This window comes from Psychromonas sp. L1A2, assembly GCF_009828855.1.
In the GTDB taxonomy this organism is placed as follows: Bacteria; Pseudomonadota; Gammaproteobacteria; order Enterobacterales; family Psychromonadaceae; genus Psychromonas.
The window spans coordinates 463810-480429 of the sequence record NZ_WUAG01000001.1; the positions used below are offsets into that span (position 1 = coordinate 463810).

At 36.9% G+C, this 16620-nt stretch carries 11 protein-coding genes and 2 pseudogenes; 8 read left to right on the forward strand and 5 right to left on the reverse strand.

What is annotated here, in order from left to right:
- Positions 1-36 precede the first annotated feature (36 nt).
- From pseC to fliS, 3 genes are all read right to left on the reverse strand, one after another.
- Entirely contained in the window at positions 37-1194 is a 1158-nt protein-coding gene (gene pseC / locus GQR59_RS02010) for a UDP-4-amino-4,6-dideoxy-N-acetyl-beta-L-altrosamine transaminase (protein ID WP_160060484.1), read from the reverse strand.
- On the reverse strand, positions 1191-2192 hold the full coding sequence (gene pseB, locus GQR59_RS02015) for a UDP-N-acetylglucosamine 4,6-dehydratase (inverting) (protein WP_160060485.1): 1002 nt from the start codon (positions 2190-2192) through the stop codon (positions 1191-1193). Before pseB ends, pseC begins: the two co-directional genes overlap by 4 nt.
- 388 nt (positions 2193-2580) lie before the next feature.
- Positions 2581-2940 carry a flagellar export chaperone FliS gene (gene fliS, locus GQR59_RS02020; protein WP_160060486.1) on the reverse strand — a complete coding sequence of 120 codons (360 nt, stop codon included), beginning with the start codon at positions 2938-2940 and terminating at the stop codon, positions 2581-2583.
- A 195-nt stretch (positions 2941-3135) separates the two neighbouring features.
- Here fliS and GQR59_RS02025 point away from each other — a divergent pair.
- From GQR59_RS02025 to GQR59_RS02055, 7 genes and pseudogenes are all read left to right on the forward strand, one after another.
- A pseudogene (locus tag GQR59_RS02025) lies at positions 3136-3598 on the forward strand (IS4-like element ISMps1 family transposase); the annotation flags it as partial.
- Between the two features lie 149 nt (positions 3599-3747).
- The gene (locus GQR59_RS02030) at positions 3748-5193 is read left to right on the forward strand and encodes a sigma-54 dependent transcriptional regulator (RefSeq protein WP_160060487.1); all 1446 of its coding nucleotides are present in this window, start codon (positions 3748-3750) and stop codon (positions 5191-5193) included.
- A 179-nt stretch (positions 5194-5372) separates the two neighbouring features.
- Entirely contained in the window at positions 5373-6482 is a 1110-nt protein-coding gene (locus tag GQR59_RS02035) for a sensor histidine kinase (RefSeq protein ID WP_160060488.1), read from the forward strand.
- A gap of 1 nt (position 6483) precedes the next feature.
- On the forward strand, positions 6484-7989 hold the full coding sequence (locus tag GQR59_RS02040; RefSeq protein WP_160060489.1) for a sigma-54-dependent transcriptional regulator: 1506 nt from the start codon (positions 6484-6486) through the stop codon (positions 7987-7989).
- A gap of 204 nt (positions 7990-8193) precedes the next feature.
- Positions 8194-9213 carry a Fe(3+) ABC transporter substrate-binding protein gene (locus GQR59_RS02045; RefSeq protein ID WP_160060490.1) on the forward strand — a complete coding sequence of 340 codons (1020 nt, stop codon included), beginning with the start codon at positions 8194-8196 and terminating at the stop codon, positions 9211-9213.
- Entirely contained in the window at positions 9203-10837 is a 1635-nt protein-coding gene (locus GQR59_RS02050; RefSeq protein ID WP_160060491.1) for an ABC transporter permease, read from the forward strand. The genes GQR59_RS02045 and GQR59_RS02050 overlap by 11 nt, the downstream gene beginning before the upstream one ends.
- Positions 10837-11904, forward strand: coding sequence for an ABC transporter ATP-binding protein (locus tag GQR59_RS02055; protein ID WP_160060492.1), 1068 nt, complete (start codon positions 10837-10839; stop codon positions 11902-11904). Before GQR59_RS02050 ends, GQR59_RS02055 begins: the two co-directional genes overlap by 1 nt.
- Positions 11905-12010: 106 nt before the next feature.
- Here GQR59_RS02055 and glnD read toward each other — a convergent pair.
- Together glnD and map are read right to left on the reverse strand one after the other, a co-directional pair.
- Positions 12011-14622: pseudogene (glnD, locus tag GQR59_RS02060) on the reverse strand ([protein-PII] uridylyltransferase).
- A 60-nt stretch (positions 14623-14682) separates the two neighbouring features.
- Entirely contained in the window at positions 14683-15471 is a 789-nt protein-coding gene (map, locus tag GQR59_RS02065) for a type I methionyl aminopeptidase (protein WP_025563185.1), read from the reverse strand.
- Between the two features lie 399 nt (positions 15472-15870).
- On the opposite strand from map, the gene rpsB reads away from it, so the two are divergent.
- Positions 15871-16602 carry a 30S ribosomal protein S2 gene (gene rpsB, locus GQR59_RS02070; protein ID WP_025563186.1) on the forward strand — a complete coding sequence of 244 codons (732 nt, stop codon included), beginning with the start codon at positions 15871-15873 and terminating at the stop codon, positions 16600-16602.
- Positions 16603-16620: the final 18 nt, after the last annotated feature.

The window sequence follows — 16620 nt, forward strand, 5'->3', positions numbered from 1 at the left end:
AAAAGAGCAAATTATGTGGCAAAATAGCTATCCGAATCACTTTATTATATTTTTTAATGCCTCGATTATTTTTTGTTGTTGTGATGTACTCATTGCTGGATAAATCGGGATGCTAATTGCTTCTTCATAATAGTGTTCTGCTTGAGGAAGAGCTGTATTTACACTGCTAATTTTTTTGTAGTAGGGCTGTTTATATATTGGGATATAATGTAGGTTGACGAGTATTCCTGCCCGCCTTAATTTAGAGAATACCTCTCGATGTGTTTGGGATACATCAGAAAGTTGTAATCTAATGATATAAAGATGCCATGAAGAGTTGGTATCGAAATGCTGTTGTGGCAAGGTCAGCGGAAGCCCTAAAAACGCTTCGCTGTAATCTTTTGCTAGCTTATTTCTTTTATAGATGAACTCTGTTAATCGCTCTAGTTGACTAATCCCTAATGCTGCATGTAAGTCACTCATCCGATAATTAAAGCCGAGTTCAAGTTGTTGGTAGTACCAATCTCCATGTGATGGTTCTGTCATCAATGATTCATCTCTTGTAATGCCGTGAGAGCGCAATCGCTGCATTGATGCAGATAAGTTCGGACAATTAGTGGTGGCTACTCCACCTTCTGCGGTTGTCACTATTTTGACTGGGTGAAAGCTAAAGACTGTTATGTCGCTATAACGACAATTACCAATAGGTTTATCTTGATATTTTCCGCCAATCCCATGTGCTGCATCTTCGATTATTTTAAAATTGTATTCTAGACTCAGCTGATGGATTTTTTGCATTTCGCAAGATTGGCCTGCGAGGTGTACGGGGATGACGACTTTAGGTAGTTTGTTCTGTTGTTTGGCTACGATTAACTTTTTTTCAAGTTCTATTGGGGATAGGTTATAAGTCTCTGAGTCAATATCCACAAAATCAACGGAAGCGCCGCAATATAACGCACAGTTAGCACTTGCAACAAAAGTGATAGGACTGGTCCAGACGATATCGCCTTTGCCTACACCTAACGCTAAGCAAGCAATATGTAATGCAGACGTCGCTGAATTTACTGCTACAGCATATTGTGAGTTGACGGTTCGGTTAATTGCTGCTTCAAAAAGAGGTACTTGAGGTCCTTGCGTTAGGAAGTCAGACTGCAATACTTTAACCACAGCTTCGATATCTTGCTGATTAATATCTTGTTTACCGTAAGGGATCATTCCTCTGCTAACTCATTTAATGTTAATAGTTCTTCTTTGGTCAGAAAGTGCTTATTAGTAAGAGAGTTATATTCATAACCATGCTCAACAAGCTCGCCCTCTTCTTGTAGGTTGTTCGTGGTGAAGTCATTGCTACGGTTAAAAAACTTAATAGCCGGCGCAATAATGAAATGGTCTTGATATTCGTAGGTATGGTATGAGTCATCAGCAGGACACATTATTTCATGCAGTTTTTCACCTGGTCGAATACCTACTATTTTTATTTCTAGATTAGGAGCCATCGCTTTAGCTAGATCAAGTATGCGCATAGACGGGATTTTAGGTACAAATATTTCTCCTCCAAGCATGCGTGCAAAATTCTTTAATACAAAGTCTACGCCATCTTGTAATGTTATCCAGAAACGAGTCATATCAGGATGGGTGATTGGGATTTCTGTTACACCGTCATTAATTAATTTATCAAAGAAAGGTACAACACTACCACGAGAACCAGCTACATTACCGTAACGTACTACAGAGAAAAGGGTTTGATGGCCACCTGACATATTATTAGCCGCAACAAAAAGCTTATCGGAAGCCAATTTAGTCGCGCCATATAAATTGATTGGGTTTGCTGCTTTGTCAGTAGAAAGAGCGATGACTTTTTTCACATTATTAGTGAGTGCTGCATGAATGACATTCTCAGCACCATTGATATTTGTCTTTATGCACTCAGTCGGATTGTATTCTGATGCAGGGACATGCTTCATGGCTGCTGCATGAATAACATAGTCAACACCATTCATTGCTTGTGTTAAGCGCTCTTTATCACGTACATCACCAATAAAGTAACGCATGCAAGGGGCATTGAACTCTTGCTGCATTTCAAATTGTTTAAGTTCATCACGAGAAAAGATAATTATTTTTTTAGGTTGGTAACGCTCGAGTAAGGTTTTGACATATTTTCTGCCAAAAGAGCCCGTACCACCGGTTATCAATATTGATTGATTATTGAACATAATGACCTTTTCACGTATTTTAAGTATTTAAATAACTAAGTAGCTAAATATTTTATTTATATGCTTGTATCTTTTTTTATTACAATGTAATTTTAAAGACTTTTCTTTCAACAGTTTAGTATAAATAACAACTCGTTGTTGCAATGATTCTACCATGCTTTTAAGGCGTTTAAGATGCTCAATAACATTAATTAGTTCATCTTCTGAATGGTTATTAAGAAAATTTTTAAGTTGATCGCCAAACAGGTTTTGCTGTTATAGAAATAATTCATATTCTTCTTCATCAAGCAGTTGGTTAAGTTTTTTTAAAATCCAAATAAGATTCAAGCTTAACTTGGGTGTTGGGTGTTGGGTGTTGGTTATTTAAGTCTCTGCCTAAATCCTGTTATTAACGATTATATTGCTGACGTATATCTTGTGGAATACCATCCCAACCTGATTTTATTTCGCTGATTAAGCTTATTATTTCAGTTAATGACTCACAATTATTTTTGATATTTACCTGAGTGACTTGTGAAATTATATAAGCGTATAAGTTATAAATATTTTCAAATATTTCACCGCCTTTTTCCATATCTAAACTATTTTGCAACCCCCCAATAAGTCCAATTACTTTTTTTAAGCATACGATTTTTATTTTCAAAATCTTTACGCTCAATCGCACCTTTATCTGCCGCTGCGAGCCTATAACATGCTGCATTATCAATGAAATAAGCGTATGTGGATCTGCATTTTCAACTTGTGACAAGCCGTATTTCGAGATTGTCTGATCGATGAACGAGTCATAAAGTCCCTTTAGCTAACTTATGTTTTTGATTCTAAATTTAATTAATTATTTAATATCTGCTCATAGGTTGGATCTTAAGAAAAAAACAAATTGAAAACATGTTCTGAATTTGATCTGATAGTAATCGCCAAACCAATATCAATAGTAAATCAGAGTATGCGTATAGATAATACTGAGTTACAACAAATAACAAAAGTCCTTGGAGAATTAAAAATTAATGACATAGGTAAGCATGTTAATTTTTGCAATCGTCAAAGGGTTATCAAACCCTTTGAGTTAATGATGTCACTGGGTGATAAATCAGTAGATATCGTCACTGATTTGCACCGTTATTTTGTGAAACTAACAGACACTGATGTGCACTATAAGCCCTTTCATAATCAGCTTAGCAAGCCTGAATTTGTTGATTTCATAAAATCATTGCTCAGCGTTGCTATGAAAGAATGGCAACAGCAAGTACAGGCGACAAAAAACAGAACTATCTGCTTTTAAAAGTATTGTATTGCAAGATGGTAGCTCGTTTGCTGTTCACGATAGTTTATATGAGCCTTTTAAAGGTCGTTTTACCAAAATAAGTCCAGCAGCGATAGAAGTGCATGTCAGTTGGGATTTATTACAGAGCTAATACTATTATATGCTCTACCACTAAAGTTTTAGTTAGAGAAAATGTGTCATTTTATAGTCATTGTCATCTTTTTGACTAATTTTCAATGCAAACCGTAAAAAATGTTCTATTATAACCGTAGTTTATTTTTATGAGTATTGATTATGACACTGCGCCCACCGATTTATTTAGTTGATATGACAGCACAACAAACAGAAATATTACAAACGGTTTTACACTTTGTTGGCGAATCTTATCTAACTGTTAATATTGATGATCTAAGCACACATGTAAATCAATCATTGCCTTTGGCTGTTATTTTGAGTAATCAAGATAATAATCTCTCTGCAATCGCAAGCGATTTTCCGAAGGTGCCATTTATTAGCTTATCAGGAGAAGTTGATAATATTCATAGTAACCATATAGGTATGCTTAATTTACCTATTGTTTATGCAGAATTAACGCAATTATTGCATTACTGTCAAACCTTTCAGAACCCTCAACATCAGTTGAATAAAGCAAATAAATACCTCATTTCTTCTTTAGTTGGTAAAGGATTGCGCATTCAAGAGATTCGTTACTTAGTGGAGCAAGTTGCTGAAAGTAATGCCAATGTGTTGGTCTTAGGTGAATCGGGAACGGGTAAAGAAGTTGTCGCACGTGCTATCCATGAAGTTTCTAACCGTAGTAAAGGACCTTTTGTGCCCGTTAACTGTGGCGCTATTCCAGCTGAACTTTTAGAGAGTGAATTATTTGGACATGAAAAAGGGGCCTTCACCGGTGCTTTTTCTGCTAGAAAAGGTCGTTTTGAATTAGCAGAAGGCGGTACGCTATTTCTGGATGAAATTGGTGATATGCCAATGCCAATGCAAGTTAAATTATTACGAGTGTTACAAGAAAGAACCTTCGAACGCGTTGGTGGTACTAAATCATTACAAGCTGATGTGCGTATTATTGCGGCTACACATCGTCACTTAGAAGATATGATCATCGCTGGGACATTCCGCGAGGATTTATTCTATCGCTTAAATGTATTCCCAATAGAAAAGCCTGCATTACGCGATCGCCAAGAAGATATTCCTTTACTATTACAAGAGCTTTTATCTCGTTTAGAAGTTGAGCATAAAGCAACACTGCGTTTTACTCAGCGCGCTTTAGAGTCATTAATGCAGCATAGCTGGCCTGGTAATATACGTGAGTTATCTAATTTATTAGAGCGTCTGTTGATATTACATAGTAATAAAATTATTGATATTAATGAGTTACCTGTTAAATATCGTTACCTTGATGAACAAGGCGAAATGGTTGAGCATATTCAATATAACCCAGAAGAAGAAGCGCTACTGGAACGTGATGCTTTATCGGGTATGTTTGGAGATGCGCCTATTTTATCTGACGAAAGTGATGAAGAGTCACAAGGTTTTTTAGGGAACTTACCTGCTGAAGGGATGAATTTAAAAAATAAATTGGTTGAGTTTGAAATGGAAATGATTCGCCAAGCAATTGATTCACAAGATGGTGTGGTGTCACATGCCGCTGAGTTGTTATCTATGCGCCGCACGACATTAGTTGAAAAGATGAAAAAATATGGATTAAACAAAGAGGGGTAGTTCGTTTTTCTTGACCCCTAAAAAGCCGTGTAATGTTAATAGATTACACGGATTTTTGCTGTCATTTTTATGGCGGGTTACTTTTATTTTTCTGTTATCTTACTGTTAAGTAATAGTATTTTTTGGTTGGCATAATAAGTGCTTAGTAGTGATATCTATACTCATTTTTAGGTGTTGCTATGACAGTTCATCAATCAACAAACAATCCATCATTAGAAACAGAGAGCTATGTCGGTGAGCTTCAGCAGTTACGTGCTCAAGCCAATTACATGGGGCAATTGTATAATGAGCTACCTTCTGGGCTTATTGTCATAGATGGTAACGGTATTGTTGGTCAAGCAAATCGAGTTGCCGTGCAATTATTAGGTGAGCCATTAGAAAATATGCGCTGGAGTGATGTCATTAAGCGTTCATTTAGCCCTAAAAATGATGATGGTCATGAAATATCGTTAAAAAATGGCCGTCGTATTCAATTATCAATTTCTTCTTTAGAGGGCCAACCTGGCCAGCTTATTTTATTAACGGATTTAACACATACCCGTCAATTACAAGAGCATGTTGCAACCTTAAAGCGTTTATCTTCTTTAGGGAAAATGGTGGCTTCATTAGCACACCAAATCCGCACTCCATTATCTGCTGCTATGTTGTATGGCGCAAACTTAGCTAATAAAACACTTAATGAAAGTTCTCGTTTACGATTTCAGGGTAAGTTAATGAATCGTTTGCAAGATTTAGAAACGCAGGTAAACGACATGTTGTTATTTGCTAGAAGTGGTGAGCAAAAAATAGTTGAGGAGGTCTCTGTTGCCACATTGTTAGAACAAGTGCAAGAGGCAAGTGATGCGATGATCTCTAATGTTGAAGGTAACTTACAATGCAAGTTGCCTGATCCTGATTTATTCATTCTAGCGAATAAAAATGCCTTAACTAGCGCGATGACTAATTTAATATCCAATGCAGTTGAAGCAACGGGTAAAGGTGCTCAACTCTACATTAGTGCGGTTCAGAGAGGGCACGATAAATTAGAAATATCTGTTATGGATAATGGCCCAGGAATTGAAAAACAACGTCTAGCCAAAGTGATGGAAGCTTTTTATACCACCAAGTCACAGGGTACAGGATTAGGTTTAGCTGTTGTACAAGGGGTTGTCCAGTCACATAAAGGTAGCGTAGAGGTGAAATCTGAAGTGGGCAAAGGTAGCTGTTTTACACTCGTATTACCGTTACACCGTATTGGTAGTAAAACTAATCAATTTAATGCTCAAATGAATAAAGTGATAGGAGCTTAATATGTTGAATGCTAAATCTCAGGGTAAATTGTTAGTTGTTGAAGATGATGCTGGTTTACGTGAGGCTTTAATTGATACGTTATTATTAGCGGGTTATGACTGTGAAGAAGTTGATAGTGCAGAGTCTGCATTAGTTGAGCTTAATAATGCGAAGGTCAATAACGCTTGCTACGATTTAGTGATTAGTGATATTCAAATGGGTGGTATGAGTGGCTTAACGCTATTAAAAAATATTAAGAACAAGTACCCTGAAATACCTGTTTTATTAATGACGGCTTATGCGACTATTGATGACGCTGTTAAAGCAATTCGTGATGGGGCAATTGATTACCTTGCTAAACCCTTTTCACCGGAAGTTTTATTAAATCAAGTTAGTCGTTATGCGCCTGTTTATAAGGTGTCGTCACGCACGCCTGTTTTCGGTGATTCGAGTACGGCGGCTTTATTTAAAGTGGCTGATAAAGTCGCTGCGACTGATGCATCGGTTATGATAACTGGCCCAAGTGGGTCAGGGAAAGAAGTGTTGTCGCGCTATTTACATGATAAATCATCGCGAAAAGACGAAGCTTTTGTTGCCATTAACTGTGGTGCAATTCCAGATACTATGCTCGAATCTACTTTATTTGGGTATGAAAAAGGGGCCTTTACTGGTGCAATTCAAGCGTGCCCTGGTAAATTTGAACAAGCACAAAACGGGACTATTTTATTAGATGAAATCACTGAAATGCCACTAGAGCTTCAGGTAAAATTATTACGTGTTTTACAAGAAAAAGAAGTCGAGCGTTTAGGCTCTCGTAAAACCATTAAATTAAATGTACGAGTGTTAGCGACAAGTAACCGTGACCTAAAAAAAGCAGTCGAGGCAGGCACTTTTCGTGAAGATTTATATTATCGTCTTAATGTATTCCCATTACAGTGGTTACCATTACAACAACGCAAAGGCGATATTCTTCCACTTGCAGAGCATTTGTTAGCACATCATGCGATGGAGCAATCATCGGCTATTCCTGTGTTATCTGAACAAGCGAAGCAACGTTTATCCTCTTATGCTTGGCCTGGCAATGTACGTGAACTTGATAATGTCATGCAGCGCGCATTGATTTTATCGAGCAGTCAAACCATTGGTTGTGATGCATTGATTTTAGAAGATCAGCAATTTGAGCATATTTTACAGTCAGTGAGTGATGATACTTCTTTTGATGAGAAGAGTGAGGCTGATAGTTCTGCGTTTACTACCGATGTTATTAAGCATGCAGCTGAATGTGTGCCAGTAGTGGATAGCGTCATAAAAAATACCCCTATAAATACTATTCCTACAACTCAACCCATTATTGAGGAAGTATTAGGGCAAGGCTTAAAACAACAAGAGCAAAAAATCATTTTAGATGCATTGCAAACTTGCCGAGGTAAACGCAAAGATGTCGCTGAATTATTAGGAATTAGCCCTCGTACTTTACGTTATAAAATTGCACGTATGAAAGAACAAGGTATCGCATTGCCTGTTTAGTTTTTTATCATTAATTATAGATTGTAAATTCTGAAGGGAAATTCTAAACATTGACATCAAGCTGTTGATTTTTAGCCTTTTGAATTTCCTGTTGATTTATTTTATTTCTTATCGCAAATAGTTATAAAAATTAAACTTGTAAATAGTAATTGTTATCATTACAATGCCAGTTCTTAATAATTATGCTATTTAAAGGAATAATTGATGTCTATTCAAAAAGGTTTAACTATCTTACTTGCAGGTGCGTCTGTGCTAACAAGTTCAATGTCTTTTGCTGCTGAAGAAGTGAATGTTTACTCTTACCGTCAACCGTTTTTAATTGAACCAATGATGAAAGAGTTCACTGCTGAAACAGGCGTCAAAGTAAATGTTTTATTCGCTAAAAAAGGCTTAATTGAACGCATTAAACGTGAAGGAGAGTTATCTAAAGCTGACCTTATGTTAACGTCAGACTTCAGTCGTTTAGCTTTATTTACTGAAGATGGCTTAGCGCAACCAGTTGAGAGCGATGTGTTAGATAAAAATATCCCAAGTAAATTCCATGGTGCGACAAAAGAATGGTTTGCATTAACTAGCCGAGCTCGTACTATTTACTCTTCAGTTGAGCGTGTTGGCCCTACACCGAATATTACGTACCAAGATTTAGCAACACCTGCTTTTAAAGGCAAGGTATGTATGCGTTCAGGTAAACATCCTTACAATATCTCGCTATTAGCATCAATTATCGCTCATGAAGGCGAAGCTAAAGCAAAAACATGGTTAGAAGGTTTAAAAGCTAACTTAGCACGTAAACCACAAGGTAATGATCGTGCTCAAGTGAAAGCAGTTAAAGAAGGTTTATGTGATTACGCATTAACTAACAGCTACTACTTAGGTAAAATGTTAAACGATCCTAAACAAGTTTCTTGGGCTGAAGCCGTTCACATTAACTTCCCTAATCAAGCAACTACGGGTACACACGTAAATGTAAGTGGTATTTCTTTAGCTAAATATGCTCCTAATAAAGAAAATGCAATTAAGCTGATGGAATTTTTATCGGGTGATGTAGCACAAGGAATGTATGCTGAGATTAACTATGAATATCCTGTTAAAGAAGACGTAAAACCTTCTAAATTGGTTGCATCTTGGGGCGAGTTTAAGCAAGACGATATCAAATTATCTGATATAGCTGCACAACATAAAACGGCTATTAAGTTAATGGATGAAGTGAAATTTGATCTCTAAGTCTTCATATTTATACAAGTTACTGCCTTGGGCGGTAACTTGTATTTTGTTATGTCCAATCATTGCTATTTTTTTAAGTGCTTTTGTCATCGATGAAAGTGGTAGCTTTTCACATCTTATTGATACCGTTTTACTCACCTACATTAGCAATTCCATTCTCGTTATTTTATTCGTTGTTTTACTGAGTATTTTATTTGCGATGCCTTGCGCTTGGTTTGTCGCTTGTTGTGATTTCCCTTCTCGTGAAAAACTCCAATGGGCGTTAATGCTGCCTCTGGCGATGCCGCCTTATATTATTGCTATCGTTTATACCGATTTATTAGATTTTACCGGACCAGTACAACTTGCTTTACGGGAGTTGTTTAGCTGGCAGTCTATTGATGATTATTACTTTCCTGATATTCGCACCATTTTTGGTGCTTCTGTCATTTTGGCGTTATCACTTTTCCCTTATTTATATTTGTTATTACGTAGTGCTTTTTTAACGCAATCTGCAGGCTTGTTTCAAGCGGCTAGAACACTGGGTTTATCTCCAATCCAAGCATTTTGGCGAGTCAGTATTCCTCTCTCTCGTTCTGCTATGGCGGTCGGTGTTTCATTAATTGCGATGGAAACCTTAGGTGATTTTGCGACGGTGAATTATTTTGCTGTGCATACTCTAACCACTGCAATATACGACACTTGGTTGGAACTCGGAAGTTTAACTACGGCTGCCAAAATATCTTCAATGATGTTATTAGCTATTGTGGTTCTTATCTCTTTAGAAAACTATAGTCGCCGTAAACAACAAGTTTATCAACGTAATAGTAATGGCAGTGTAGACCTTCGTTTTACCTTAACCGGTTGGAAGAAGTGGGGCGTATTGGGTTTTACTTGGTCTTTAGTCAGTTTTTCGCTGTTTATTCCTATTGCTACTTTAGTATATTATGCCGTTCACTATTTTACAGAGTCGTTAAATGATGACTTAATTAATTATACGATGAACAGTTTATGGCTCGCTTTTCTCGTCGCTATCTTAGCGTTAGCAGTTGCACTCATTGTTAATTTTTATCAACGTTTAAGCCCCGGGTTTGCTGCTAAATCAGCGATACGCTTATCTTCTCTTGGTTATGCCGTACCTGGCACGGTCGTTGCGATTGGTGTTTTGATACCGTTAACCAGTTTTGATTTATTGTTAAACGATTTCTTATTAAGTTGGGATTTACCTCCCGTAGGCTTAATACTATCAGGTTCATTAGTTATTTTAGTACTTGGTTATTTAGTACGCTTCAGCGCAATTGCGGTAGGCAGTGTGGATAGTAGTTTAGTGCAGGTTTCACCTTCTCTGGAACTGGCTTCTAGAACATTAGGCAATGGACCTATTAAAACATTGTGGCGAGTTAATATTCCTTTAATTAAAAAAGGTATGTTAACCGCATTTATTTTGGTATTTATCGAAGCAATGAAAGAGTTACCTGCCGCGTTACTTTTGCGCCCATTTAATTTTGAAACATTAGCAACTTATGTTTATCAATTTGTTTCTGACGAAATGATAGAATACGCAGCATTGCCTGCTTTGATGATAATCGCATTAGGCTTAATTCCATTTATTGTTGTGAATCGTTTGCTGGAGAAAAAGCGTTAATGAGTGCGTTAAAAATTGAAAACCTCAGTTGTTCATATCAAAAAACAGCTGTTTTAGAAGCCTTAGATTTAACTTTAAATGATAATGAAATAGTGTGTTTACTGGGTGAGAGTGGCTGCGGGAAAACAACATTGCTAAGAGCTGTTGCCGGCTTACAAACAGAACTAACAGGCAAAATTAGTATTCGACAAAAAGTGTTAAACGATGAAAAAACTTATACACCACCAGAGCAAAGAAAAATAGGGCTGATCTTTCAAGATTATGCACTTTTCCCGCATTTGAATGTATTTGATAATGTGGCTTTCTCACTGACTAATAAGCTCTCTAAAGCAGAGAAACAGCAGCGTGTTGACAGTGTTTTATCATTAGTTCAATTGAGTGAGTTGGCTAAACGCTTTCCACATCAGTTATCGGGTGGGCAACAGCAACGTATTGCTATTGCACGAGCTCTCGCTTATCAACCTGAATTAATGTTATTAGACGAACCCTTTTCTAACTTAGATCAACATGTTCGTTTTCAACTTATTAATGAAATCCGCCAACTATTTAAACAACATCAAATGAGTGCATTATTTGTCACCCACTCGAAAGAAGAAGGTTTTGCTTTTGCGGATCGTATTGCATTAATGCAAGCGGGAAAAATTGTACAAATAGACACGGCACAAAAATTATATCGCCAACCTAATTCAGCGTACGTTGCGGACTTTATGGGGCAATCAAATTATATAGATGTCACTGTCGTTGATAAATTCAGTTATCAGGGCTGTTTTGGTTTATTAGGCAGTAATAGTGTCATTGAGCATAGTATTGGTAAGCAACTGCGTTTATTGCTTCGTCCTGAGCATATTAATATTGTGCCTGACTTAAATGGTTTAGCGATGGTTAAACAAGTCGATTTTCAAGGGGCAATGCAACAAATTACGGTTCAGTTTAATCAACAGAGTTTCATTGTTAGGCATAGTAATCACTGTAATGATTGTTTACAGTTTGAGGTTGGTGATAAAGTCACTTTAACGGTCTTAAACCATGACTTTGTAACCTTTGAGTCTGAAACTAATACTGAATAATATTAATGAAATGATTCATCATTAAAAAGCCCGTTATGTGGAAAACATAATGGGCTTTTTTGTGATTTGAACTAAACGCTTTCATTTAAATAAGCTATTTAGAAAATTAAGTGCTTGGACTCAATTCATACATCAAACTCGCTTTTAAACTTTCTTCTTGCTCTTTAGTTAATGAATCGCCATCAGCTGTAGAGACAATAAATAAATCCTCTGCTCGTTCACCTATAGTCGATATTTTCGCGGTATCAAGCATTAAACCATGATCTACAAAAACCGTTCCAATATTGGCTAAAATACCTGGTGCATCAAATGCGACAACTTCGATTTGTGTACGTTTACGACGCGTTGGTAAGAAGGTGATTTTAGGTTCAAATTTAAAGGGACGTTTAACACGCTCTAATCGAATTAAGTTTGAGTTAATCACATCAGGTTTTAATAATGTATCAATAATGGCTTCACGTAAACGTTGGATTTTATCGTCATCAATATGTTCGCCATCTTCTTCCAATACTGTAAAAGTGCTTAGCGCATAGTTATCTCGACTGGATAGAATTTTTGCATCATGAACACTGAGCTTTTTATTATCGATTTCAGTCACAACAGAAGAGAACAAGATCGGCATATCTTTATGATAGACAAAGATCTCGCTACCACCGCGTGCATTTTTAGTACTTATTAATACCATAGGCTTGCTATGATCTTTATGCTCTAACAAGTGCTGCGTGTGCCAGCAAATTTGTGCCGAGGTATAACGGAAAAAGTAGTTTAATCTAAAACGTTTCCACAACGGTTTAACTTTATCTTCACTAATCCCTAACCCTGCTAAAATACCAAGCGCCTTAAGCTGACGATCGCGAATACGATCGCGAATATCTGGTGGGTTTTCTAAACCACGTCGTAACATGGTGAGTGTCTTATAATATAAATCTCTTAATAGAGAAGCTTTCCAACTATTCCATGTGTCTTCATTGGTTGCACAAATATCGGCAACGGTTAAGCAATATAATAAGTTAAGGTGTTTTTCATCTCTGACTGTTTTAGCAAATTCAATGATCACATTTGGATCACTAATATCTCGACGTTGAGCAGTCACTGACATGGTTAAGTGATGTTCAACTAACCAAGCAACCGCTTTACTTTCATAACGGCTAAGGCCATGCAACCCACAAAAGGCGAGTGCATCGACGGCACCTAAAGTTGAATGATCGCCTTGTTGCCCTTTGGCAATATCATGAAATATAGCCGCTAAAAACAATAACTCAGGTTTTTCTAATGATCGAAATATTTCATGTGCTAAAGGGTGATCGCTTTTACTTTTTGGATAATTATAAATAAATTTACAAGTTTATGTGTATGCGCATCTACGGTATAAGCATGGAATAGATCAAATTGCATTTGCCCCACAATACGGCTCCACTGTGGGATATAAGCGGCTAATACACCGTATTCATACATTAATGTGAAAGGCAGTCCCATACCGCGAGGATGCTTAATAATTTCCATAAAAATAGTGCGACACTCTGGAATATTTTGTAGCCAGTGTGTTAAACAACGTCTTGCTTCTCGAAGCTCACGTAAAGTGCTCGAGTAAATTCCTTTAATGCGTTTATCATCGGCAATGTGTACAAATAATTGTAAAATAGATTCAGGGTTATCCTGGAAATAACCAGAAGAGGTTAGCTCTATCTTATTACCTCGGATTCTAAAGTGTTCATCTATCTCATGAAACTCTGTCGCGACATTACCTAAAATAGCCTCATTAAAATATTGTAATAACATTTCATTAAGCTCTTTCACTCGGCGAATGGTTTGATAGAACATTTTCATCATTTGTTCTACGGCTTCATTACGTTGACCGGTATAACCTAGCAGTTTAGCAACATCACTTTGGAAATCGAAAAGTAAACGGTTATCAGGGCGGTTTGTAACAGTATGCAGGGCAAATCGAATTGTCCATAATTGCGACTGACAATCACTTATTTCATGATATTCAGCCTGAGTAATATAACCATATGACGTTAACTCTAAAAGGCTATGTGCATCAAAATGACGTTTTGAAACCCACGCAATAGTTTGTATATCACGTAGTCCACCACAGCCATTTTTAATATCAGGTTCTAGATTGTAACCATCGCCTCGGCAGTTTTTATGACGTCCAAACTGTTCTTCTTTTTTTACGGTAAAAAATTGTGCTGATGGCCAGAAGTCACTTTCACCAATGACGTTTTGTAATTTTTCAAAGGTTTTTTCATTACCTTTAATTAAGCGTGATTCGATCATGCTGGTTGCGATGGTAATGTCTGCTTTACCTTGTTCTATGCAATCATTTATTGTGCGAACACTATTACCAACATCAAGTTTTAAATCCCATAGTAGGGTGATCAGTTGTCCTATTTTTTCTTCAGACTCTTTACTAAAACCATGATCAGATAAAATTAATAAGTCGATATCAGACTTTGGATGTAATTCACCTCGACCATATCCGCCAACCGCAAGTAGACTTAAATCAAAGCTTTCATTTAACCCAACTAGATCCCATAAACGGCTTAATAATTCGTCCACATAAAGTGCACGCATTGATACGATATCATTAATGTGCTTTTTAGCTTTGAATTGTTCAAGTTGCCAGTCTGAAAATTGTTGTAGGTGTTGTTTGATAAAAGAAATGGTGAGATCTTGTTGCTGAATATGTAGCGGGGAATAGTGTTCAAAGTCCATTTAAAGCCTCAATGTTGAAGCCTGCATTACTTACGTTAAGAAAGCAGGCTTAATTCATATTTATTCTGGGTTAATGATACGCTCAATTGTTTCTTCTGGGCGCAGTGTCAAAATCTCAACACCTGTTTCAGTCACTAATAATGTATGCTCCCATTGCATAGATAATTTTTTATCTTTGGTTACAACAGTCCATTCATCTTTTAATACTTTACAATCACGTTTACCAGCATTAAGCATTGGTTCAATAGTAAAACATTGACCCGCTTTTAATACTTCGCCAGTGCCTTTCTTACCGTAGTGCAATACTTGCGGTTCTTCATGGAATCCAGCGCCAATACCGTGTCCACAATATTCACGTACGATTGAATAGTTGTGATTTTCTGCGTGTTTTTGGATAGCCGCACCGATATCGCCTAAACGAGCACCAGGCTTAACCATTTTAATACCGATGTATAAACATTCTTGTGTTACACGCGCTAAACGATCAGCTAAGATAGATGGTTTTCCAACCATAAACATTTTAGACGTGTCACCGTGATAACCATCTTTAATAACAGTGATATCAATATTTAATACATCACCTTCTTTTAAAGGTTTATCGTTGGGAATGCCATGGCATACGACATAGTTTAATGAAGTACAAATAGATTTAGGAAAACCGTGGTAATTCAATGGAGCTGGAATCCCTCCTTGCTCATTAACAATAAAATCATGGCATAGTTGATTTAGTTCGTTAGTGGTAACCCCTTTTTTAACATAAGGTTCAATCATGGTTAATACATCTGCAGCTTGTTGGCCAGCAATACGCATTTTTTCTATTTCTTGAGCAGTTTTAATTAGTCCAGACATGTCATATCTCTATACTTTGAATAAAATGTTTATACCGTAACTATAAAGAGTTTTAGTCTCTGGTGCTAGATAAAATAACACTAACAAACCCCCACAGCGAACGTGGATTTCATCTCAGAAAAGGATGTTTAAAAATATGGTAATTAATACACTATTTATTGAGATATTTGCTTCGCTGTGGTATAAAGCGCTCCGAGATTGATAGATTAATTTTTTAGTCGCTTTCTTAAATAATCAGGATAATCCATTCATCATATTTAATGTGTTGAATTTAAAGGATTATTACTTAAATAACACACACGCATCGACACGTCACTCGGGGTGCCTTTTTCTGTTTAAGAAATTAATGGTCGAGTGTATGGGATGTGTGGAGGCCTAACCCCCTAAAAGGAAATTCAAATGGCAACAGTATCAATGCGCGATATGCTACAAGCAGGCGTTCACTTCGGTCACCAAACTCGTTACTGGAACCCAAAAATGAAACCATTCATTTTTGGTGCTCGTAATAAAGTTCATATCATCAACCTTGAAAAAACAGTTCCTATGTTTAACCAAGCGCTTAACTTCCTAGAAGCTAAAGCATCTAAAAAAGGTAAAATCCTTTTTGTTGGTACTAAACGCGCAGCTTCAGAAGCTGTTAAAGAAGCTGCAATCGCATGTGACCAATTCTACGTTGATCACCGCTGGTTAGGTGGTATGTTGACTAACTGGAAAACAGTTCGTCAATCAATCAAGCGTTTGAAAGATCTTGAAGTTCAAAGCCAAGACGGTACTTTTGACAAGTTAACTAAGAAAGAAGCGCTTATGCGTACTCGTGAATTAGAGAAACTTGAAAAAACACTTGGTGGTATCAAAAACATGGGCGGTATCCCAGATGTAATCTTCGTAATCGATGCTGATCACGAGCACATTGCAATTAAAGAAGCGAATAACCTAGGAATTCCTGTTATCGCTGTTGTAGATACTAACTCTTGTCCTGATAACATCGATTACATCGTACCTGGTAATGATGATGCTATCCGTGCAGTTAAGCTTTACTTAAATGCAGCTGCTGAAGCTGTTAAAGAAGGCCGTACTGTAGAAGTAGTAGTAGCTGAAGGCTTCGTTGAAGAAGAAACAGCTGAAAAATAAGTCCTTCTAATAATAGAA

Bases quoted from the DNA above. Each gene is read 5' to 3' on its own strand.
- pseC (WP_160060484.1), bottom strand. From the start codon at position 1,194: ATGATCCCTTACGGTAAACAAGATATTAATCAGCAAGATATCGAAGCT.
- pseB (WP_160060485.1), bottom strand. From the start codon at position 2,192: ATGTTCAATAATCAATCAATATTGATAACCGGTGGTACGGGCTCTTTT.
- GQR59_RS02030 (WP_160060487.1), top strand. From the start codon at position 3,748: ATGACACTGCGCCCACCGATTTATTTAGTTGATATGACAGCACAACAA.
- GQR59_RS02035 (WP_160060488.1), top strand. From the start codon at position 5,373: ATGACAGTTCATCAATCAACAAACAATCCATCATTAGAAACAGAGAGC.
- GQR59_RS02040 (WP_160060489.1), top strand. From the start codon at position 6,484: ATGTTGAATGCTAAATCTCAGGGTAAATTGTTAGTTGTTGAAGATGAT.
- GQR59_RS02045 (WP_160060490.1), top strand. From the start codon at position 8,194: ATGTCTATTCAAAAAGGTTTAACTATCTTACTTGCAGGTGCGTCTGTG.
- GQR59_RS02055 (WP_160060492.1), top strand. From the start codon at position 10,837: ATGAGTGCGTTAAAAATTGAAAACCTCAGTTGTTCATATCAAAAAACA.
- map (WP_025563185.1), bottom strand. From the start codon at position 15,471: ATGTCTGGACTAATTAAAACTGCTCAAGAAATAGAAAAAATGCGTATT.
- rpsB (WP_025563186.1), top strand. From the start codon at position 15,871: ATGGCAACAGTATCAATGCGCGATATGCTACAAGCAGGCGTTCACTTC.